Genomic DNA, 20,838 nt, shown 5'->3' with positions numbered 1-20,838 from the left:
TTCCTATGACCTCTCATTAGTTCCAGTAGATGGAAATAAACTTACCTGCTAGAAGCATTAAAATTGATGATTTTAGTGTCTTTTAGGTATACCGAGGGTAGGGCGCGTTATTCAATGGGCTCTCTCTGGGTTCATCGCAGCAGCTACAAATACTTGCAGACGGCAGACGGGCTTTATTACGAAGCCAAGTGCTTGACAGCCATGGTTCCGTTGGGGCAAGGAGCGTCGCCACAATTGCTGCCTTGTATGGCATCATCAAGGTAATTGTCTGGTAGATAGCCTCTCGGAAACTACTAATGGCAAATCGGGTCATTCTCGCTCTCGAACAAACAAGGTTTCTATCGCTTTGATCGGGTAGAAGAGGGCGTGCTCATTCGTGCCATCTAAAGCAATAAGTCCCATATCGAGATAAAATTTTCAGCTTTGTCACTGAGCGCTTCAACAAAAAGTCCATGAATCCCAACGGCAACGGAGGCCTGGAAAACAACTTTCATCGAATGTGCAACTAAGGTAGAACCATAACCCTGGTTGTGCAGAGATTTATCCATGGCCAACCTACCTAACGTGACGCTAGGCACAGCAGCGTGTACCACAGCGGCTACAGACGGACAACGGCAGCGAATTTATTTCGAAAACGCTGGATCGCTGGACGTATGAAAACCGGGTAAAGATGGACTTCTCACGCCCCCGGGGAGCCCACACATAACGCCCTAGTTGATTCATTTAATGGCAGCCCGCGTGATGAATATCTGAACGTACACGGGTTTCTGTCACTGAAAGATGCTCAGGAGAAGATCGAGCACTGGCGGCAGGAATATAACTAGTACCGGCCACATTCCTTGTTAAATTGCCAGACTCCGGCAGAATTTATCCGAAGCCTCCAAACAGCCAGGATCTCTGATTTATCCTGGCACCGATATTGGGAAGAGGTCATCAGGCACCAAGCCCACTGCTTATTTGGTACCAGAAATGGACATTGCTAATATTAAGCTGATTGGTGCAGCACCTCGTTAGCCATAATAATCATTTTTTTAGCCTGGAAAATGTTGATAAACAGCCTGGCAAAAAGAAAATAAATAATAAGAGTAGCGATCACTGCAGATGAGTAGGCAACTAATATAAAACGTAGCTCAGGTTTTTTCCATTCAAATGCCACTGCTAAAGATTGAATCTGATAATATACATCAATTGCAGCATTGAGCATCCGAATGAATTCGTAATACATGAATACAATAATACAGATAAATAACACCATGATCATAATACGAAAAACCTTTTTATTAAAAGGATGCGTGAAATCAAAACTCACAGTATTTCCGTTAATGACCGGTTCTGCTAAACAAAGCAGCCGACGGCATTTTGCGATGTATAAAAGAGATGGATATGCATTGTTGGATGCTAGTATTTTCCTGATATGCTTGTAGGAAATGGGGCGCATTGAATGAATTTTACTGACTAAACATTCTATGATGTAAGGGTTAGGGGTTCGTAACGCAAGTTCTTTAGACAACTCAGAGACAAGCCCAGAGTTGTCCTTTCTAAGCGTCTGCAAATAGGTCAGGACTGAAATTAAAATGGGAAGAATGACGACAAGATAATTCATAAACATCTCCTTTTGATATTCTGATTGACTATCATCGGCAGTAGTTTTGAATAATTTAGGCCAGACCTACTCTTCGTTCAGCAACACTCCTCGCTGTTAGTCCTGCATTCATCAATAGCATGAGGGGCCCCCATGAAGAAATGTTTTTCCAACGAACGGCCGCGAGACCATGTTACGCCGGATAAGGAGGTGCTTCAGGTAGTCTGAGCCGAAATCACTGACAACAGCCCAAAGTGAGAATCGTGGGTTTAACATGTGCGGTGTCGTGCCTGTGACCTGCTCCCAATTACCTTGATGAAAGTAATGCCGTGCGAGTATCTGTTTCTCGCCCACTTCCCACCAACAACTCATTTTTGAGCCATGAGCGAACGGTGGGTACGTCACAGAGTGGTAATTAACATAGAGCAGGTCACTTTTATCCAATTTTCATTAATGTATCTCATGGGATACATTAACAACATCGTTCACTTTTAAGTATCCCAAAGGATACTTCCATTCCTTATTCGTAAATTTCATAAATGATTTCAACTGCAGCCAAAGCTTGATTTGTAGTCTTAAAGTCGTGTAATGAATCCCATGGGATACATTTTTGCTTTATACTACGCTTTTAGTATCCCAGGAGATGCATATGACCACTCTCTATGATGTTGCTGAACTGCTTAAATCAACTAGGCATGAGGCTGGCTTGTCGCAGGCTGAGTTGGCTGAGAAAGCGGGCGTTTCACGTGTGACCGTTGTGCGAATGGAGACACTTGCCAAAGGCGATATGAGTGTGTCGATTCTTGTCCGTCTTTTAGAGGCAGCGGGCTATGACTTGCGTGCTGTCAAAATAGGGCATGTCCGGACCTTGGATGACATTCTCCTGGAACAGCGTAATGGGGAAGCATCATGAAGTTAGATGTGCAAGTACTGGGTAAGAACGTCGCGATATTATTCCGGGATCGAGATGAGTATGTGCTTCAATACTTGCCAGAAACTAAGAGTAACGAATTTATCAGCCTGTCGATGCCTGTTCGTGAAGCAGCATGGCGTTGGCCACGGGATTTGCATCCCTTTTTCAGACAGAATCTGCCTGAGGGTTACCTTCTCGGAGTCATTCGTGAAGAATTTGGTCCACTGCTCGATGGAACAGATTTATCGCTTTTAGCGGTTATAGGCTCTTCAGGAGTAGGCCGGGTAACCATTACGCCAGAAGGTATAGCTCCCGGAGAAGAACCGGATCTTCTGCAAATTAACGACCTGCTGAAAGGCAATAATACAGCCGACCACTTTGCAGCTTTGGTAAGGCGTTATGCGAGAGCTGCAGTATCAGGTGTTGTACCTAAATTTCTTGCTCCTGCCGGCAAAGAAGAGATACCACTGGGCAAACCCACTCTCAAAACCAGACAGTTCATTATTAAGGGCTCAGACGACACAACACCTTATCTCGGCTTCAATGAATTCCACACAATGAGAGTGTTAGAACGGCTTAGGGTCACTCCCGTGGCTCGTAGCATCATGTCTGATGATGGCAAAGTACTCCTTGTTGAACGATTCGACGTTGATGAAATAGGTAATCCTGTTTCCGGTTTAGAAGATGCATGTGGATTGTTGGGGATGCCACCGCATGAGAAATATGCGACAACGATGGAAAAGGTGTTAAACGCGACCCGCGTGTACTTACCGGGTACGGCAGTACGTGCGCAGTTGGAAGGTCTGGGATGGTTAATTTTGACGAATTTCATTGTTCGCAACGCGGACTGTCATTCAAAGAATATTGCCCTCTATTACACGACTTTGTCAGATGTGAAATATACGCCAGTGTATGACTTAGTAACTACGCAGGCCTACCCACGTTTTTCACATAACCCACCAGCACTGTCAATTGAAGGAAGGCAAACGTGGCATGCGCGTAAGACCTTGGAACGATTTTTTAATGCCAGGTTGGGGATTTCGCCGCGCAGGTTTGCAGAAATGGTCGACGTACTTTCAGAATCTGCAGTTGAGGTTGGAAAGGAGATGGTTGAGGCTTCCAAGAATGAACCGCAATGGAGAGACATTACAAAGCATATGCTCCATGCATGGAACGAGGGGATCAATTCATTGCAGCACACCAAATCAGTACAAGTAATTGGACCAATCGAAGCATTACTTGATGAAGAAGGGTTTTCAGGCATCAGAAAACACGCAGAAGATAAAGTTAGCTATGGACGGTCAGAATTATTGGGAGGGCGTAAAAAGAGTTAATGATTAACAGAGCAACTCAGGAGGGGGACAACTTGATAGTTTATAATCATAATTCATACTTATTTTTTATGAATTAATATTTAATTATTTTTCACTTCTATGACTTTTTTCCATGATATCAATCATCGCCCCTTCATGTGCCTGAAGATTACGGATATAACGCATTAATGTTTCAGGCTTTTTCCAGGTTCCTTCCTGCATAATCTGAGCGACAGCATAACCACGCCCAGCCATATCCTGCGCAGCTCCCACGCGGGCACTGTGACCAGTCCAGGTCCTGTAGCGTCCTTTATTTGGGTTAATAGTTTCAGCTGCTCGAACAGTACGCCAGGCCCGAGTAAAAATAAATTCTATCGCCGGCGTGCTCAGCGAACGGGTGACTGAAAGAGTTGCACTCCCAGAGCGGTGCACCGGACAAAAAAGGAAGGCGTCAGGTTCAGCATTTATACCAGACACCGACATCCACTCAGTTAGCCGGCGGGAGGACTGCGAACTTAAGGACTTGATCAGGCCACCAGTTTGAACAATAGTTTTGGTGTAACTCACATTAAGGATGATCCTGCCATCTGTTGCCCGGGAGATATCACGAACACGGAGACGGGCTAATTCACTGATACGCAGCAGCGTGCTGTAAGCCACATGCAGAAATGCCAAATCACGTTTATGGCGAAGCGATATCGAGTCAGACCAGAGCGCATCAAGCTCAAGCAGATCTTCAAGACGAAAGGGTACGGCCTGGCCAGTACGTTCACCCGTGACAACTGCAACACGATTTATTTTCTTCACTGCGCGGAAAACCAGCGGTGAAGTATTAGGGGGGATTAGGCCAGCGTTACGGTGTAACATTGAAATCAATGATCCATGCGTCGCAATCGTTGAAGAAGCGCGACCGCTCTCTTGCAGCCAGTTCAGATAATCGCGAAGGTCGGCCGGAAGCATGGGCAAAAACGAGCGGCTATTTTCAATCGACCATCTGTGGCAGATCCGCATAACACTCATCAGTTGTCGCCAGGTATTGGGTGAAAACGCCTCTTTGTCTTGAACAAATTCCTTAAGCCTCGCCAGAACATCCTCTTCAGCCTGGATAGCAGGTAGTGTCTGGTTGATTGGTGACAATTTGCCCATATATAGCTTAAAAAGCGAACTCCCGGTCACTGACAACGCTACGTCGATTCTGAGAAAGATGCAGGGGATTTCCCTTGCAGATTTCACGTAGCAAAACCTGCAAGGTCATCTGCGAAAAATCACCTGCTCCTATAACTACTGGATAGATTATCAGCTACTGTAGCGAATAGCTAACTTTATATAAGTCCCATTATATAAAGTTAGATATTTCAAAACTCACTCGCCAATTGAGTGAGTGAGTGAGTGAGTGAGTGAGTGATATAAATAATTAGAAAATATTTAATAACGGCAAGAACCGTATAACAGAGAAATATATTTTTATAAAAAAATCATTTAGAAAGTACTTTAAAACAAAAAACACAAAATCTTTTATATTTTAGACATAAAGTTGGCAATATATTCCTTTTTCTTAACTTCAGCATCGAGTGACATTTGCTTTATCAACTCTGTCAACTCGGAATGCTTATTTTCAGAGGAATATGGTATGACAATTAATTTTCTAAGTTCTCTGTGTATCTTTTGAATGTTTTCTGGCACTCCTTTAGGAGTGAAAATATAATGAGGCCTAGCATTTGAATATCTTAAAGCATACATTTCCATGATACCTAATATTGCAGGGTCGTCCATAGAAAACCCAACGTATAAAAAGGTATAATTTAATAGCAATGAATCGATGAAGGAGGTATAACTATCGTTACCGAAAGCCAGTTTTATATATTGAGAGCGAGAAAAAACCACTTTGCTAAAATCATCAATAGAACCATGTATTTTAATTATATAAGATGTATCATGATCTTTTAAAACTTTAAAGGAATCATTATTTATTCCAGCTAACACTTTAAAGTGTCTTTCACCATTTGATAATGAATTTGACCATGCATCTTCGATGAGTTTATCAAAATTAGTAGTAATAACGATTCGTTGTTTTAGAGAAATAAGAGCCTTATGAAGATCAGACGGTGAAGCAGCTCTGCCGTATTCATCTGAAACTTTTTTCTCCCAACTTTCTGCATAATTAGACTGAAGTAATTCGCAAGCTAACAAGTAGTCTCGACTAGTAATTAGCTCATTAACTTGGCTTTTGAGAGGCTCCTCTCTATCCTGAGCCGCGTCTATCAAGAAATCATTCCAACCTTTGAAACGGTCCTTCTCATCCAAATCGACGCTTGAAGATACACCAGAACCTAGGAACAAAACGACTTTTTTCATGGCAAGATCTTTTATCAAATCATCATTTATCTTTGCCATTATTAATTCTCTTTTTGAGCTTCAATAATATTTTCTAAGTAACGTCTAGCTATAGCTCGGTAAAGTTCTCGAGCACTTTTTCTCAATCTCGTATAGTTTCCTGTTCCAGAAACAGAAATCATAGGTACATGCTGAGACTGAGATCTTGGGGCTAAACTTCCTAGATGCCTAATATCGCCTAGATGAGGTGCAAGAGTATCTGATGCATAGAGCGAGAGTAAATGTTCGTTAACTTTTTCAGGGAAAATTTCTCCGATTTCTTCATAAGCTTTTACTCTCCGTTTTGTCTTAATTTCTTCATCGGAGTTCTCATCATGAATAGTGTCATATCCATATCTTTCTCTATGCTGTTGTGTAACATAGCCTAAAAATTTAAGTTTCCCTTGAGGAGATAATAGAGATAATTCTGTTGGTTCTTCTGAAAGTTTTATACCGGTATCAAGTTCTTTTTTCCATACAGAAACCGTCGAACCAATATTTTTAATGGCCCACAAAGAGAATACATCGACGGACATAGGAACGACAAAATACTCCATTGCCAAGAGGACAGCTCTATTTATGGCGCCCAAAGATGGCCCCATATCGAAGAATACAAAATCATAATTCATCTCTTTAGCTTTCTTCACCAATTCTGCAAACACAAATGTTGTTCTGATGCCACGCATCCCACCACCTTTCGCATCACGCCAATCTCCAGCTAAAAGATCTTCTTGAAGTGCAAGCCTTGGGTCGCCAACAATGAGGTCGAATCCAAATTTTTCTATAGTTCTTATGGGAAGTGCGTTTTCATATCCTTTTCCAAGAGAGAGAGGCCTTATAACTGTAAATATGCTTTCTGGATTGTCTGACGCATATAAACTATTAGTTTCATCATCAGATAAAACATACTGAGTCAAGTTACACTGTGGATCTGCATCTACGATAAGAACTTTAGACTTAAAGTTTAGTGCAAGTTCAGCGCCTAAATTTGCAACTAATGTGGTTTTACCTACACCCCCTTTATTGTTGAAAAAGCAAGTTGTTATTGTGCCATTTATGCTTTCACGCAGGGATTTATCTTCGGTTGTTAACTCTTCTACAACTTTTCTTTTTTTACTAGCAGTAGTCATTATTCATCCTTATACACTATGATGTAGTTAAAGCTACAATCTAACTTTTATATATTATTTTCCAGAAGTTCACAATCATTTCTTTATTAAAGAAATGAAAACTCACAATGCTAAATGAAATGCCTAAAAGGGCATTATAACTACTTGAGATAACTTTAATCTCTCGGAGTAAATCTATTCTGAACCGCCACATGTATGAAGGCGAGATGATATATACTTTCTAGTTGCTGCATATCTTCCTCCTATAGCGCGGGGGCATTGTTTCAATGATGCAAATAAGAGAACCGCATTTGCTTCATTTGTTTCATCTGCTTTATTCCTGCGCCGTAATGGCATTCTTGTCCGGTTTTCGCCAAGTCATGAAGAGTTGGCTGTCTCAGGCGCGCAGGGCAGCCTAGATGTGTGGAATATCGTTGAAGCTCTTAAGCAGTCAACCTGATACAAGTTACCTACGCAAATTCTGCTGCTGTCGTTGAACGGTGGGTATCAGAATTCACGTAGCGTTGCCGTGCAACGTGGTGACGAAAGGACTGAGAAAGAGGCAGATAAGTTGAATTAAGATATTTTAGGATCGTGAGTGCGCGATCTGACATCATATTTAACATAATTAACGTTATGCTAAGATAACTTGTTGTTTGAAAGAGAAATTATAAGTGCGCATTGGAATCCATTTCCCAATTCGAGTCTCTGCTTAGGTGTTACTTATGATGAGTTAGTCTTAACCTTCAAAGTTCGTCACAAGCAGCTCCGGTATGCGTTTGTTTTCATCTCGGCCTAGGCATGGCCGTTAAGAGAACCAGCCGGAAATTACGTGTAGTCAGACGGCGAAAAATCAACTCAATGCAAGATCTGTTTCGAATAAAAGAACCTCGCTAAGGTGAGGCTCTTTTTAGTGTATTAGCGTAGTTTGAGCATGTGGAAATGGAACAACATGCGAGATATCTACGGTTTCACGTGCTTTACTGAGATCATAAGTTGCCTGCATAGCAAGCCAAAGGCGTGCTGCTATGCCTAACCCTGCTTCGAGGCGTACCGCCATCTCTGGACTAATCGCCGTTTTACCGGCGGCCACCTTGCTCAAAGCTGACGGCGAGATACCAAGATCTCGGGCAAGTGAGCGTAGCGTGATTTTATAATCTTCAAGATATTCCGTAATTAATCCGCCTGGGTGCGGTGGGTTCAACATAGCCATTAATGATAATCCTCTAAATTAAGTATATAGGCATCCCCATCTCTAAATTCGAAGGTGATCCGCCAGTTAGCCCTAACAGTGATAGAATACAGATTATGTTTATCACCCTTCAGAGGGTGTAGTTTAAAACTTGGATAAAGCCTAAAGTCATCAGTGGTTGATGCTTCATCAAGTACGAGTAAGCGGAGCTTAATACGTTCAGCATCTTTAGCTTGTACCCCGCTTACGTCCCCTTTTTCATAAAGCTTTTGCAGCCCTTTGTGCTTCCAGCTTTTTATCACTTTAATCACTTCCTGTTTCCTATTGAGAAACAGTATACCATTTGTTTCCTAAAAGGAAACACCTTGCTTTGTTACTTTTTACAATTTAATGAAAAGCACGAAGCTCTACCTGTAGTGGCATAGTGAATTTGGCCACCTGAATAGAGGTGATATCATCACCTCATAGTCAAAGCAGGTGACATTATGACCGGACGTAACAGACGCAATTTTAGCCCCGAGTTTCGCCTCGAGGCTGCCCAGCTTGTACTCGATCAGCATTACACCGTTGCCGCCGCTGCCACTGCGATGAACGTCGGCAAATCCACGATGGATAAATGGGTTCGATAACTGAAAGAAGAGCGAGCGGGAAAATCACCCATAGCTTCACCCATGACACCTGAGCAGATTGAGATACGTGAGTTGAAGAAAAGACTACAACGCGTTGAAATGGAAAGGGGTATATTAAAAAAGGCTACCGCGCTCTTGATGTCAGACTCCCTGAACAATTCTCATTAGTTGAGAAACTCAGGGCGCGGTTTCCTGTTGCCGTTGTGTGCAACGTGTTTGGGGGTCATCGCAGCAGTTATAAATACTGGCGGCAGCCCAGGAAGCCTGACGCCCCGAGAGTGGCATTACTGAGCCTTGTGCGTGAAGTTTATCGCGAAAGTAACGGTTCAGCAGGAGCGCGAAGCATTGTCGCAATGGTCACCACCAAAGGTATAAAACTGAGCCGCTGGCGGGCAAAAAAGCTGATGAAAGCGCTCAATATTATCAGCTGTCAGCAACCTGGCCATCGTTATAAGAAGGCGTCTAAGGAACAACATTGAGATCCCTAATTATCTGGATCGCCAGTTTACTGTTACAGAGCCTAATCAGGTCTGGTGCGGTGATGTGACTTATGTCTGGACGGGAAAAAGTTGGGCTTATCTGGCTGTTGTACTCGATTTGTTTTCCCGTAAATCGGTTGGCTGGGCGATGTCATTTTTCCCTGATTCCGCACTGACAGGTAAAGCCCTGTCGATGGCCTGGGAAGCACGGGGAAAACCGGCTAATTTACTGTATCACTCGAATCAAGGCAGTCACTATACCAGCAGGAATTTCAGGCAGTTACTGTGAAGATATCAGATAAAGCAAAGTCTGAGTCGCCGGGGAAATTGCTGGGATAACAGCCCAATGGAACGGTTCTTCAGAAGTCTGAAAACAGAGTGGGTACCGGATAATGGCTACGCTAATTTTAGCCAAGCCAGCACGGCAATAACGAATTACATCACAGGATATTACAGCCAGCTCAGACCTCATCAATATAATGGTGGTTTGACGCCGAATGAATCAGAAAGATTGTTTTGGAAAAACTCTAAAGCCGTGGCCAATTTTTGTTGACCACTACAGACAGACATCACAACGGAAGCACTGAAGCGCATCGGTGAGCTGTACGCCATCGAAGCAGAGATACGCGGCAGCCCGGCAGCCGAGCGTCTGACGGTCAGAAAAAGCAGAACCCTCCCGCTGATGCAGTCACTGTACGACTGGATACAGGAGCAAATGGAGGTGCTGTCGCGCCACTCGGATACGGCTAAGGCGTTCGCCTACCTGCTGAAACAGTGGGATGCGCTAAACCTTTACTGCAGTAACGGGTGGGCGGAAGTCGACAACAACATAGCGGTGTAGCACTGGGTCGGAAAAACTGGTTGTTCGCAGGGTCGGACGCAGGTGGAGATCGTGCAGCGATACTGTACTCGCTGATCGGCACCTGCCGGCTGAATGGCGTGGATCCGGAAACGTGTCTACGTTATGTCATCGGTCATATCCAGGACTGGCCAGTGAACAGGATCCGTGACCTGCTGCCATGGAAAGTCAATCTAACCTCTGTCTGAACGTCAATACGGTCTAAATGATCCGCTTACGAATTAACGAATCACTCATCTGTTTTTTGCGAATACTGATATTGATAATACTAACGGCCGCCGGCCTGTTGAGGAACCTGTAAAACGGAAAGGCTCATTGAAGCCGTATATTTTCTGGAGGTTCATCAGGCGCGGGAATACAATCCTATTCAAACGCCGGATAGATTCAAGCAAGCCAACTTATCGTCAAAATCGGTGTTGAAAAAACGGGAGCGACCAGAGATCCGTTTTCCAAGCGGACCTCACATAGGTCACTGGATTTGGGTCGTAACCACTAGGTTTCCTGAGTACTCCCCAGCGGCAGCGTCCAGAACCCGGGGTGTCAGTTGTAGGTTTTTAGTAACATCCGGGACAGCGTGTTCGGGTCGTCCGTCAGACCATTCCCATCCCATATCTACACCGTTCCCCAACATTTTGTGGCCCGTTGTGGCCAAGGACCCGTCTACAGACATGGAGAGGTCGGTCGGGGCTGTGCAGGCAACATGCACAGAGGCAGAGTGGGATGGCGGATCGACCTGGTTGGGCTGCAGGACCCAGTAGTGGTCGTTAGGCGACACTTCCACAGTGCACGACGTAGGAGGGGGTAAGATCGACGCATTGGATCGCCAGTAGTAGATGAGCCTCCCCATCGGGTTAATGGAGAGGAGAGAGAAGCACTCCACGTACAGCGTGCTGTCGTCGCCCGCACCGGCACTGGTACGCAGAAGGGTGAGCGGCCGGTGAGCCGCCAGTTGTGCATTAACAGCAGCCGTGCTACATACCTCGCCAGCGCCGTGTGGAAGCTGAACAGTCCATCCGGTTGAGCCCTTTCTGTAGGACACTTGGATGCCACTAAACGATGATGGCGCTTGGCGGAGAGTACTGGACGAGTCGACGGTCCCAGCCGTCATAACAAGGTTTATATCATCGGCTTGCAGGACCGGGCCGATGATGGTGTTGGCTAGCACGTGTTGTCCGACGAACACGAGCGTGATTAAGAGCAGACGCATACAGTTTGTTCATTCCTGTCCAGAAAAGTATTATCTCGATAATCACCCCACATTATTCAGGAGGTGTTCATCGACGGGATCTTCATGTATTTTACGCAGTATGGTAAACTAGCAGAGAGAAGCCAATGGGCGAACGGTTGAAGCATGCAAACGGCACCCGGTTATCTCGTTGATTTTTATTGCTAACAGTTCAGTGCTCCAGCGAGAACGCTGATAACCAAAATCTTCCAGCGAATGCTTAATTAGTTGACGCAACAGCACACAAATGTGCTCAAACGGCAAGCGTCGCCCACGACTTGAGGGTAATATTTGGAACAGCTATTCAGCACGCGGCGAACAACTGCGATTAAGGTCACTCGTACCAAAAGTACCAGCCCCTGAATGTATTTCCTCAGTTAGATTTTGACGCCCACCTAACCCTGGACATAATTATTACAATAAATACTCGAGGTGAACAGCAGTAAGATTTATCCAGACAATATTTGAACATATCCTCCAGCGCCATTAAAAAAATATAAGTCAAGAAGTTCAATATGCTTTTTTAAGGAATTGTGTGAATTTTAATATCGCACAAACCCTATAATTCAGCACGTTCCGGGCAGCAGAACCCGCACGGGCGTGTCTTTAGTGGATTTATATTTAACATAAATAGCATTAGCCGAACCGAGATTATAGAGGCTAAGCTAAGATGACCGTTATGGAGATGCGGATATTTTGTTGGATTGGTTATGTAGAATTCAGGCTCTTCATAAAATCTCAGAGCCTGAGTAGAACTCAACACCGCATCGCTAGGCAGGGATGCTACCTATTTGTTGGAGTAAGAGAAATAGATCAGGTTGCCCACGTTCTTCGATAATTTTTCCCTCTGAAAATCGATAGAAATTAACAGCCGACACTGTGATTGTTTTTCCCGTTGCTGGCACACCCCAAAATGGTCCCTGATGGGTACCACGCATCGTGAAGCGCGCAGCAACCCTGTCATTTTCAGCAACCATTTCGTCAAGTGTCCATTGTATATCCGGGAATCCAGTACGCATCATCCCAATAATATCAAGATAACCCTCAGGACCAGTTAAAGGTTTTGATTTTCCTGGTACATGGAAAACAGCATCAGGCGTAATAAGCTCTTTTGCGAGACTTTCACTTGGTGAATTAATGAATGTTACAAAACTCGTCATTACCTGCTTATTGATTTGTACAGCCATACTTCATTTCCTTTGTGGGGCTAAATGTTAGTATTGCATCTAAAACTCGTAACCTCAGCCTTGTACTACTCCCCTGTTCAGCTTATGGATGAGTACTTGGATCACCAATCTCATAACAGGTTCCATCATCAAAACAAATGACGGCCGCAGCTGCTGTCATTGGAAAATAACTTGCAGAAACAACTATGGAAACTATAAGTATAATTTTTCTCATAATAAAACCTTATTAAAATTATGCAGTTGCATTTGTAAGTGGTTATGTATGCTTTTTAACCAGTATAACTTTCTTATCACTAAGATATGATTTAGTCACCTCCAGATTTATATTCTCACAACCAATATCAAGAGTTAATGGTGCAGGGGTAACTAATACTCCCCACCTATTAATACCTCGAAGCTTTATAATAAATAATGACTACTCTTCGCTGAGATGAAGTCATTTTTATGTCCTTAATAATTTTGCTCGTATTTTTACAGTGGATACGGGGAATTTAATTTTTAAGTGATACACAGCTATAAGCAAGATAAAAAAAATAAATTCCCAGTGTGAGGGTTAGGTCAACCCAGAAAATAGTGATTTGATAGTTCTGCCAGTCTGTATAAAGACGCATGCCCAAGAAAGACGTAAGCAGTAAACCGAGAATTAAGATATAGGAAACACCAGTCATGACTCCTACAATAGATTGACTTTTATTATAAAATTCACCTTCACGCGTAAAGCTCACATTTTGCACGCCTAGATTTAGCGCGATCCTTATGTCTCTTTCAACACCGTTCAGGTAGAGATAGCTTCTTCTAATAAAACGAGTTTTTTGATATAAATTCAGCATTAAGTAGAAAATGATAATGACAAAAATGCTCTGAATTATCCCATAAGGAAAGCTTCTCTTCAGCTCTGCAATTCTCGCTAAATCAGTGATCCCACATAATTTTGCAATAATATCTACAAGCAGCGGCTGTGCTTCTGAAACATTGAACGTCAGTAATGTCGAGAATCCAACGACCGCAAGCAGTATGAGCAGGGTCATGTTGCGACTCTCCCATACAGAGTATGTGAGATCATATGTTTTGTGGTAATGGTCTACCAACAGCGATTTTTCTTCCATTAAGAGTTCCTGCCGCTACTATTTCAGAGTACGTATCGCGTTGAAAAGATTTGCCTGGAATATAGCATCCTTAAGCGCATTATGACCATTGGCAGAGGACACTCCCAGGGCTTCCACCATTTTACTGGAGCGTGTCTCTGACCAGGATGTATTGTGGACACCCATATAAAGCGCTTTTATATCCAGAGCGGTAAACCCAAATGGGTTATCGCCCAGGTAAACGTGAAAATAATAATTTATAAATGCCCAGTCAAAGGGGGCATTGAGTCCCACAAACACGGGCCTTCCGGAGTCACCAGTCATCTCTTCGATCCAGAATTTGAATGCCTGCATTGCATTTTCTACTGGCTGGCCACTTACTTGTAGTTTTTCCAGGGAAAAACCAGTCACCTCCAACGCGGCCGGAACAAATTGGTTAGATGTTGGCTTCAGTTCACAGTAAAAATTCACTTCTGGAGCCGAAGTCAGGCAAGCCCCGATACTCAACATGCTGTATTTCCCCGGAACCGGGCCCGAAGTTTCGATATCAACGGAAATAAAGATTTCTTTGGCATTTTTCATGGCATTAATGGCTCCATTGATACTAGCGGCGAGCGGGACTTTATTGCGTCCCAATGAGTTCGGAAATCGCGCTTCTTGTCGTCAATCAGTCCCTGCTCCGGCCACTGATGGACAGATACAGTATGAATATCAAATGGAAGTTCCGTGCCTTGTTTTGCCAGGATCATAGTCGGCAGTCCCCGGCCAAGCGCGTACCCTAACTCAAGGAAGCAATTAGGTCTGGACCCGGTAAGGTCGGTAATAACGATGCGACTCTTATGCAGCCGGTTAAATACCTCCTGATTGATATTGGCATTTTCATATCCCTGACTCCCGTCAACGATCACCATTCTGTAGCCAATCTCCTGCTCCATAACGGGCTTAACTACAGAGTCAAAATAGTTTTTCACCCCTTCGAAATTTTCATGTTCCCGGTTCATTAAGCAGATGAAAAAGGCCGTTGGTGGTGTCAGGTTTTGCATCAGCCGGATGAGCACCTCAACTCTGCCTTCTGGCGGTTTACGGGTAGCAAAGTCCAGCTGATTTATCCATTCGTGAGAGGTTCTGCCGTCTTCTGTTTTAAACAACCGGTCTGAATGTGCGCTTGCCAATGCGTACTCAAAAATTTTACGCGAGCCCGTTGTTGGGGAACAAATTTGGTAATTAAGAGGAACAACCGGTTTGCCCGCATCGTGATAGATATTGGCGAGAAACAGGACGCCCTCGCCGCCGCCTACGGTGATAAGAACATCACCGGAGCGAGCTTGTATTTCCATCCTTTTACTGGCCATGTTCCAGTGCGCTGCACTTTCGATACGAACATGAGATGACCCGCGATAGTCATCCCAGGTATCAATATGTTCCTCAGGGATTTGATCTTCATTTTTATGGTGTTTTACGGCTAATATCAGCGGCCCGGGCGTCCCTTCCGGCCGGCGATGAAGATTCTTAATCACCTCACACCAGATAAGCCAATCAAAACAGATGGGTTGATCATCGCAAACGCGCCTCTTTTCGGCATCGATGGGGATAACAAAATTTGCGCCCTGCCCGACTAAATCCTTCACCAGCAGAGATATAAAGTGGCGTGCCTTTACGACCTCCTCCGTACAAGCAAGGTCTAATTCTTCAGGAATGCTTCCAGTGATGTGAACCCGGCGCCCGGCTAAAAAATTACCTGTCATTTCAGCGGTCCTCCATGACGGGTGAAGGCATCAGTGAAAGCACGGTTTGCTGCAGAATATCAAACGTCAAAGGATTATCCGGGAAGGCTTTCGCCAGAGCAGCAGGATAGAGGCGTGTGCGTATATCAGAGAACGTCCAGCCGGGTTTCCCTTCGCGCGGGCCGGTTGCATCTACCAGACAGCTCATTTGTTCTGAGGAAAAATTCAACCCCTGCAAATCCATGTTGAAAAGCGCCAGGCGCGCCTGCTCATCTGGTCGGGTAAATTCTTCGACCACAGCGGCGCGGCGAAGCAATGCTGCATCCAGAACTGAAAGACGGTTGGTGCATAAAAAGACCACAATGCGCCCCTTGTATTGCCTCAGATCGTCAATGCATTGAATCAGCGTGTTTACAGCGACTTTATCCTCATGGTGACTGTGTTCCTGGTTGCGCGATGCCGCAAGAGAATCACCTTCATCGATGATAAGAATACCCCGGCGTGTTTTACCAGCTGACTTAACTACCTCACTAAATGCCTGATTAATCAGCATCCCCATTTCACCTACTTTACCACTTCCCCTTACCCGGTTACTCATTTTGAATAGAATTGAATCTTCAGCTCCCGACTCTTTTGCCAGCATATTTGCAATGCATTCTGCAGTCGCAGTTTTACCGGTACCTACATCGCCATAGAAAATGACGAGGGGATATTGTTCAGAAACCAAATTGCAAAGCGGTAACTGTTGTTGGTGGAATGTCGAACTCCATGTCCCCAATTTTCCAAGATTTAGGAGTAGCCGCAGCTGGTGATGTACACGTTGGGAACGTTCATCAAATCCAAGCAGCGTTTTCTGTCGGGCGATTAGAGTATCGTCGGGTATAGGCGTTTCGCTATCGAATATTTTACTTGGCTGATTCATGAGTAATCCTGTCTTTGAATACCGTAATCATTACTGGAATAACCACGTCCTGCTGCATAACTGAGTGAAGAATGTGAAATATCAGCTGTGCTTGTCGACCATGGGATTTGAAGACTGCTTCTGAGCTTTTCTCTGGCCGACTGGTCGTAAGCTTTTGTGTAGGAAATCACTATTCTCAGATTGGCATTGGCCACCTCTGGCCACAGAACACCGCCCGGCCTGCCTGACTCGAGTCCTCCGCCTTCAGTTTTTGTGGTGTAGCGTATTGCTCTGAGTTCTTTGCCGTTGCTGAGTAATGTTAAATCGACCTGTTTTAAGTACCCATTGCGTGCGAAGAGTTCCACGTCATGAGCCCACTTTTTTGCACGTTCTACCTCAACTGCTCGTGTGCTTTCAGCAATCATGAGGAAGTCGGCTGTCACTTTGCGGATAACATTTTGAATGTCTGCAACAGAGTATGACTCAGAGGAAGTAAAAGACTGACTCATGCATCCTCCCGGACTTTCAGACGTGAACCAAAGAGCTCTTTCCAGATAGCCAAATCATCCTCAACAGATGCAAGGTGCGCAGTTTCCCAGCCCAGAAGTGCTGCTTCTACTATTTCAACTCTCTCAGCTTCAGTAATGCGACTTGCGACGTTATTGGTATTACAGACGGGATCGATAATGACGACCGGATCATTAAAATGTGGGATATGGCCTTCATTTTCTTTGAAGGAGATGACTTCTTTCAAACCGGTATGTGCAATATAAAGGAGAAAAGCTCGGAAGCGCCTTTCAATATTGCCGTTTTTGCCGCGTGTATCGAGCAGATGAGCCATGATAAGCTCAATAGCAAAGGACTTTAAATGTGATAGTTCTGCATGATTACGCCATTTCTTTGCCAGCCTTACCAGCGTTCTGAAATCGGAGTCAATATCCTTGCGGTCTCTGATAAATTGAATCTGGCATGGGGCACATGTATGGAGTTTTGTGCCCTCTTTGGTATCGAATTGCCATCCATATCCTTTTTTATCCGGATCCTCAATGACAGGAACGACATCAACGTTAATGCCTGATTTAACGAAGGTGACGGTAGCTGCCTTGCGTTGAAGAACGAAATCCTCTACGGATTTTGTCGGGTAGAGTTCTACCAAGGCATCAAAGATTTTTTCGTTTAGACTCGCCAGCGTTTCCTGAGAAACATCCTCACCGGAAATATAGAAAACAACGTCAACATCGACGGGATCTTCATGTGTTTTACGCAGGATGGTAAATTTTGCAAAAGATCCGGCCTTAACGACTTTGGTGATTTTTATCCCATTTTGATTGTGCAGCGTCTTTCTCAGTTCATTAATAAGCCGGTCAACCTGAGCATGGTATTGTGTGCGTTTGTCGGCAGGCAGTCTTAAAATATTGCTATCGTAGTAGCGTAATTCGGTATTACTTAGAGCCACGTTAATTCCTTCATATTCCAGATGTAGAATTAAACTTTGCATATGCAAAAGGAGTGTTAAGAAATACACCTTAAAAATTTTATTTAAATTTAATATGACGTCACGATTAAAATTCCATACAGGGTGTACTGAAGCTGTTCGTATTCGCCAAAAATTGCGTGAAGTCAATTTGACTATTTACAACCTGGAAAGGTAAACATCAGATCGTGTAGAGAAATCTGGCCACCGCTGAACGACTGTGATTAAGGTGGAACGTCCAGAAGTATCAGTACATTAATCCACTTCTTCACTTCAATTTTTTTGACGTCAACCTCGCTCTGGACATAATTATTGCAATAAATATCTCGATGTGAACAGCAGTAAAACTCATCCAGACAATGTTTGAACATATCTCCCCAGGCCTTTAAAAATAAATAAGCCCCAAGGATTAATACTCTATTACAATAGCGTTGAACAGACATTAACTCTGAATACACCCGACACACCGGAGGGTATTGCTGCAATTAATAGCTTTTGGATTATAATTGCTGTTTGGTGAAGAAAGTAAACACATGCTCAGGCAGGGACTTTGGAAATTTGGGGGGTTACACTTAATTGTTAGCTAAATGTAACATGACTGGGGCTAACGATCGAAATTAAATCTGATTTCCAATAGTGTAAAACTCTATTCAAAACTGTCCATCACCGGTCACAGGTAGACTTTGCCAGCCGAAAGCCAGACCTTGGTCGTATCTGTCAGTCCTTTCTCATTTGGCGAACGTGAACGAAAATCTTTACCGAGCAGATTTTCGTTCAGATCACTTAATCTGCCGTACACATCATCAGCGTCTCAATTGGAGAGGAAACGATGTAATCGTTGTCTTCTACGTTGGTAAACTTAATCTTTATATTGTCATCTTTAAGCACGTTAAAAAGTTTACTCACAGCAGGGTCACGTGGTTCAAAATGAAGCGAGTAATACGCTCCCTCCCGGCTGTAGGTAAAATTCACAAGACTCTCAACCTCTACTAAGGGCGTGTTAGAACAGGAATGCGTCCCTGAAACTAACACATCTCCCTCTCCATCCCCGCGCAGGGATAAAAAAACGTCCATTGTAGTGGTCTTATCACAGGCGTTCGCAATCAACTTGGTATAAACCCGCGCGCGGCATTCAAACCCCTTGTCCACATCACGACTTGACCAAGCCCAATACAGCACAGATAGGCCAGCCGCTGCCACCAGACACATCAGTAGAAACATCTTATTTTTCATGGTCACCTTTGTTTATGTGTCTGGTTAAATAGTAGTTATCGCAGGGCGTTTTACTCTTATAATGACAATAACTTATTAAGTCTTTTAGGATCACGTTTCCAGATGAATCAACTTTATTATCTGCATAGTAGTAAACATTGGCCTTCCGCTCGCAGTTCAACTTTATTTCAACTGCACTGGCCTTTATATTATCAATGATTTTACTGGTCGCTATCTCACGCGTTTTATCATCGGCAAGATAAAACTGGCATTGTTTATAAGTGAAAAACTCCGTTTTTATCGCTCGCATCTTATAGGCGTTGTAAGTCCCTGGTAGGAAAATAACCATCAAGAATATTACCAATATCGATGTTCCTATCATTTTACGAGACAACCAGTTGTGACGAAAATCTTTCCGCTGTTTTATTGTTTCATGTCCAGCCGGTAATTGGGGAGCTAAATCCGTTACAAGGCCTTCATCTATGCACAGAACATCACTGGCAACCACATTCAAAAGGTCCGCTTCAAATATAAACCCGTGCTTTGGAATAGTGGTTATCAGGTCGGGATAACCGCACTGAGCCAATGCTTTCCTTAACATAGAGACATAGTTGTTCAAGCCATTGCTTGAAGAGGTTAATCCTCTTTTTTCCCACAGTTCACTTAAAATAAAATCCCTTTTTAACGGAATGTTATTGTGTTGAATAAAAAGCAGCAGAATCTCATTGGTAACCCGAGCCAGGGTGATCATATCCATACCGCTGTCATCAATATACAAGGTGCCATTTGAAGAGTTGTATTTTATAACCCCCTCAATGATGTACTCCATAACCCCTCCAAGAAATCATATTAATCACAGTATAGTTATCCATTAACTCGCCCCTCAAACCATCTCCCCTAAGCTTCCTCGGGAGCCCAAACCTGCAATGAGACCTGCTGAGTGTATACCATTAGCATACACTTCCCCTAATCAGAGTTTTAATCTATTAATTTTATATTATCGGAATAAAAATCTATTTGCTTGGTGATTAATAATATATGTGACCAATTCTTTTTCCAAGTTGCTAGGATAAGTCTCATCGCGACAGCAGTAAAAAACTACAAACCATAGAAGTCTTGGATGTGGTTAGAGAAACAACCGTTGCGTCTCCTCTCTGGGCTTTGAATTGCATAGCCTTATTTATTCTTTTAAGGATAATTGCATGTACTCGTGTTCAATAAATAAATCACACTTCGAAAATGCTACAATGATACTAAGTGGTAATACTCTAAGATTTAAGAAAGGAAACGATAAAATCAAGCTAAGTAAAAATCAGTCAAAGCTAATGGCCTGCCTGATAAGCGAAGGGAACGAGAAAAATAATATCATAAATTATATTTGGGGAGCGACAGATTGCAAGTCCAAAGAAAACAACTATAGCCAGTTAGTTTTTAAAACCAAGAAATTATTGATAAAAAATGGCTTGCCATCGGATCTCATTATGACGATCCCCAATTATGGTTTATGCATAAATAAAAACCATGCTGGAGAGAAAAATAGCCATCAAGATCACGCAATGAAGATGTTAAACGACCCTGGGG

At 43.6% G+C, this 20,838-nt stretch carries 19 protein-coding genes and 6 pseudogenes; 8 read left to right on the top strand and 17 right to left on the bottom strand.

What is annotated here, in order from left to right:
• Positions 1–99: 99 nt before the first annotated feature.
• Positions 100–251 (top strand): annotated as a pseudogene (locus J1779_RS25760) (IS3 family transposase); the annotation flags it as partial.
• A gap of 58 nt (positions 252–309) precedes the next feature.
• Here J1779_RS25760 and J1779_RS00625 read toward each other — a convergent pair.
• Positions 310–578 (bottom strand): annotated as a pseudogene (locus J1779_RS00625) (GNAT family N-acetyltransferase); the annotation flags it as partial.
• 5 nt (positions 579–583) lie between these two features.
• Between J1779_RS00625 and J1779_RS00620 the strand changes: the two are divergent.
• A pseudogene (locus J1779_RS00620) lies at positions 584–983 on the top strand (integrase core domain-containing protein); the annotation flags it as partial.
• A 2-nt stretch (positions 984–985) separates the two neighbouring features.
• On the opposite strand, the gene J1779_RS00615 reads toward J1779_RS00620, so the two are convergent.
• Positions 986–1,603 (bottom strand): hypothetical protein, encoded by a 618-nt coding sequence (locus J1779_RS00615; RefSeq protein ID WP_217202580.1) that lies wholly within the window; start codon positions 1,601–1,603, stop codon positions 986–988.
• Positions 1,604–2,231: 628 nt separating this feature from the next.
• Here J1779_RS00615 and J1779_RS00610 point away from each other — a divergent pair.
• Positions 2,232–2,495, top strand: a complete 264-nt coding sequence (locus J1779_RS00610) for a helix-turn-helix transcriptional regulator (protein ID WP_217202579.1) — start codon at positions 2,232–2,234, stop codon at positions 2,493–2,495.
• On the top strand, positions 2,492–3,829 hold the full coding sequence (locus J1779_RS00605; protein WP_217202578.1) for a type II toxin-antitoxin system HipA family toxin: 1,338 nt from the start codon (positions 2,492–2,494) through the stop codon (positions 3,827–3,829). The genes J1779_RS00610 and J1779_RS00605 overlap by 4 nt, the downstream gene beginning before the upstream one ends.
• Positions 3,830–3,913: 84 nt before the next feature.
• Here the strand turns inward: J1779_RS00605 and J1779_RS00600 are convergent, their stop codons facing one another.
• From J1779_RS00600 to J1779_RS00590, 3 genes are all read right to left on the bottom strand, one after another.
• Complete coding sequence (locus tag J1779_RS00600; protein ID WP_217202587.1) at positions 3,914–4,954, bottom strand: tyrosine-type recombinase/integrase; 1,041 nt, start codon at positions 4,952–4,954, stop codon at positions 3,914–3,916.
• A gap of 369 nt (positions 4,955–5,323) precedes the next feature.
• Positions 5,324–6,202 carry an SIR2 family protein gene (locus J1779_RS00595; RefSeq protein ID WP_217202577.1) on the bottom strand — a complete coding sequence of 293 codons (879 nt, stop codon included), beginning with the start codon at positions 6,200–6,202 and terminating at the stop codon, positions 5,324–5,326.
• 2 nt (positions 6,203–6,204) lie between these two features.
• Positions 6,205–7,311 carry a ParA family protein gene (locus J1779_RS00590; protein WP_217202576.1) on the bottom strand — a complete coding sequence of 369 codons (1,107 nt, stop codon included), beginning with the start codon at positions 7,309–7,311 and terminating at the stop codon, positions 6,205–6,207.
• A gap of 211 nt (positions 7,312–7,522) precedes the next feature.
• On the opposite strand from J1779_RS00590, the gene J1779_RS25690 reads away from it, so the two are divergent.
• Positions 7,523–7,750 carry a hypothetical protein gene (locus J1779_RS25690; RefSeq protein WP_338019843.1) on the top strand — a complete coding sequence of 76 codons (228 nt, stop codon included), beginning with the start codon at positions 7,523–7,525 and terminating at the stop codon, positions 7,748–7,750.
• Positions 7,751–8,200: 450 nt separating this feature from the next.
• On the opposite strand, the gene J1779_RS00580 is transcribed toward J1779_RS25690, so the two are convergent.
• On the bottom strand, positions 8,201–8,503 hold the full coding sequence (locus J1779_RS00580) for a HigA family addiction module antitoxin (RefSeq protein WP_217202575.1): 303 nt from the start codon (positions 8,501–8,503) through the stop codon (positions 8,201–8,203).
• Positions 8,503–8,784 carry a type II toxin-antitoxin system RelE/ParE family toxin gene (locus J1779_RS00575; protein ID WP_217202586.1) on the bottom strand — a complete coding sequence of 94 codons (282 nt, stop codon included), beginning with the start codon at positions 8,782–8,784 and terminating at the stop codon, positions 8,503–8,505. Before J1779_RS00575 ends, J1779_RS00580 begins: the two co-directional genes overlap by 1 nt.
• Before the next feature lie 183 nt (positions 8,785–8,967).
• Here J1779_RS00575 and J1779_RS00570 point away from each other — a divergent pair.
• Together J1779_RS00570 and J1779_RS00565 are read left to right on the top strand one after the other, a co-directional pair.
• Positions 8,968–10,143: pseudogene (locus tag J1779_RS00570) on the top strand (IS3 family transposase).
• 9 nt (positions 10,144–10,152) lie between these two features.
• Positions 10,153–10,637 (top strand): annotated as a pseudogene (locus J1779_RS00565) (IS66 family transposase); the annotation flags it as partial.
• A gap of 1,123 nt (positions 10,638–11,760) precedes the next feature.
• Here the strand turns inward: J1779_RS00565 and J1779_RS00560 are convergent.
• The 10 genes and pseudogenes from J1779_RS00560 to J1779_RS00515 form a co-directional block, all read right to left on the bottom strand.
• Positions 11,761–11,962 (bottom strand): annotated as a pseudogene (locus tag J1779_RS00560) (IS630 family transposase); the annotation flags it as partial.
• A gap of 482 nt (positions 11,963–12,444) precedes the next feature.
• Complete coding sequence (locus J1779_RS00555) at positions 12,445–12,861, bottom strand: ester cyclase (RefSeq protein WP_217202574.1); 417 nt, start codon at positions 12,859–12,861, stop codon at positions 12,445–12,447.
• A 491-nt stretch (positions 12,862–13,352) separates the two neighbouring features.
• Complete coding sequence (locus tag J1779_RS00550; protein WP_217202573.1) at positions 13,353–13,967, bottom strand: hypothetical protein; 615 nt, start codon at positions 13,965–13,967, stop codon at positions 13,353–13,355.
• Between the two features lie 18 nt (positions 13,968–13,985).
• Positions 13,986–14,528 carry a 3'-5' exonuclease gene (locus J1779_RS00545; protein ID WP_217202572.1) on the bottom strand — a complete coding sequence of 181 codons (543 nt, stop codon included), beginning with the start codon at positions 14,526–14,528 and terminating at the stop codon, positions 13,986–13,988.
• A complete protein-coding gene (locus J1779_RS00540) occupies positions 14,525–15,691 on the bottom strand; it encodes a hypothetical protein (protein WP_217202571.1) in 1,167 nt (388 codons plus the stop codon). The genes J1779_RS00545 and J1779_RS00540 overlap by 4 nt, the downstream gene beginning before the upstream one ends.
• Before the next feature lies 1 nt (position 15,692).
• Positions 15,693–16,592 (bottom strand): AAA family ATPase, encoded by a 900-nt coding sequence (locus J1779_RS00535; protein ID WP_217202570.1) that lies wholly within the window; start codon positions 16,590–16,592, stop codon positions 15,693–15,695.
• Entirely contained in the window at positions 16,589–17,080 is a 492-nt protein-coding gene (locus tag J1779_RS00530; RefSeq protein WP_217202569.1) for an HORMA-1 domain-containing protein, read from the bottom strand. The genes J1779_RS00535 and J1779_RS00530 overlap by 4 nt, the downstream gene beginning before the upstream one ends.
• Positions 17,077–18,027: a CBASS oligonucleotide cyclase gene (locus J1779_RS00525; protein WP_217202568.1), complete on the bottom strand. Its 951-nt coding sequence runs from the start codon at positions 18,025–18,027 to the stop codon at positions 17,077–17,079. The genes J1779_RS00530 and J1779_RS00525 overlap by 4 nt, the downstream gene beginning before the upstream one ends.
• 801 nt (positions 18,028–18,828) lie before the next feature.
• The gene (locus tag J1779_RS00520) at positions 18,829–19,278 is read right to left on the bottom strand and encodes a hypothetical protein (RefSeq protein ID WP_217202567.1); all 450 of its coding nucleotides are present in this window, start codon (positions 19,276–19,278) and stop codon (positions 18,829–18,831) included.
• Positions 19,268–20,086 (bottom strand): winged helix-turn-helix domain-containing protein, encoded by an 819-nt coding sequence (locus J1779_RS00515; protein ID WP_217202566.1) that lies wholly within the window; start codon positions 20,084–20,086, stop codon positions 19,268–19,270. Before J1779_RS00515 ends, J1779_RS00520 begins: the two co-directional genes overlap by 11 nt.
• Before the next feature lie 373 nt (positions 20,087–20,459).
• On the opposite strand from J1779_RS00515, the gene J1779_RS00510 reads away from it, so the two are divergent.
• Positions 20,460–20,838 (top strand): winged helix-turn-helix domain-containing protein (locus J1779_RS00510; protein WP_420804197.1); only part of this gene is annotated, 379 nt, incomplete at its 3' end.

Origin of the sequence: Rahnella rivi, from assembly GCF_019049655.1 — a bacterium.
Lineage (GTDB): Bacteria > Pseudomonadota > Gammaproteobacteria > Enterobacterales > Enterobacteriaceae > Rahnella > Rahnella rivi.
The sequence above is the reverse complement of the archived record's forward strand: the minus strand, read 5'-3'. Positions and strand labels throughout refer to the sequence as shown.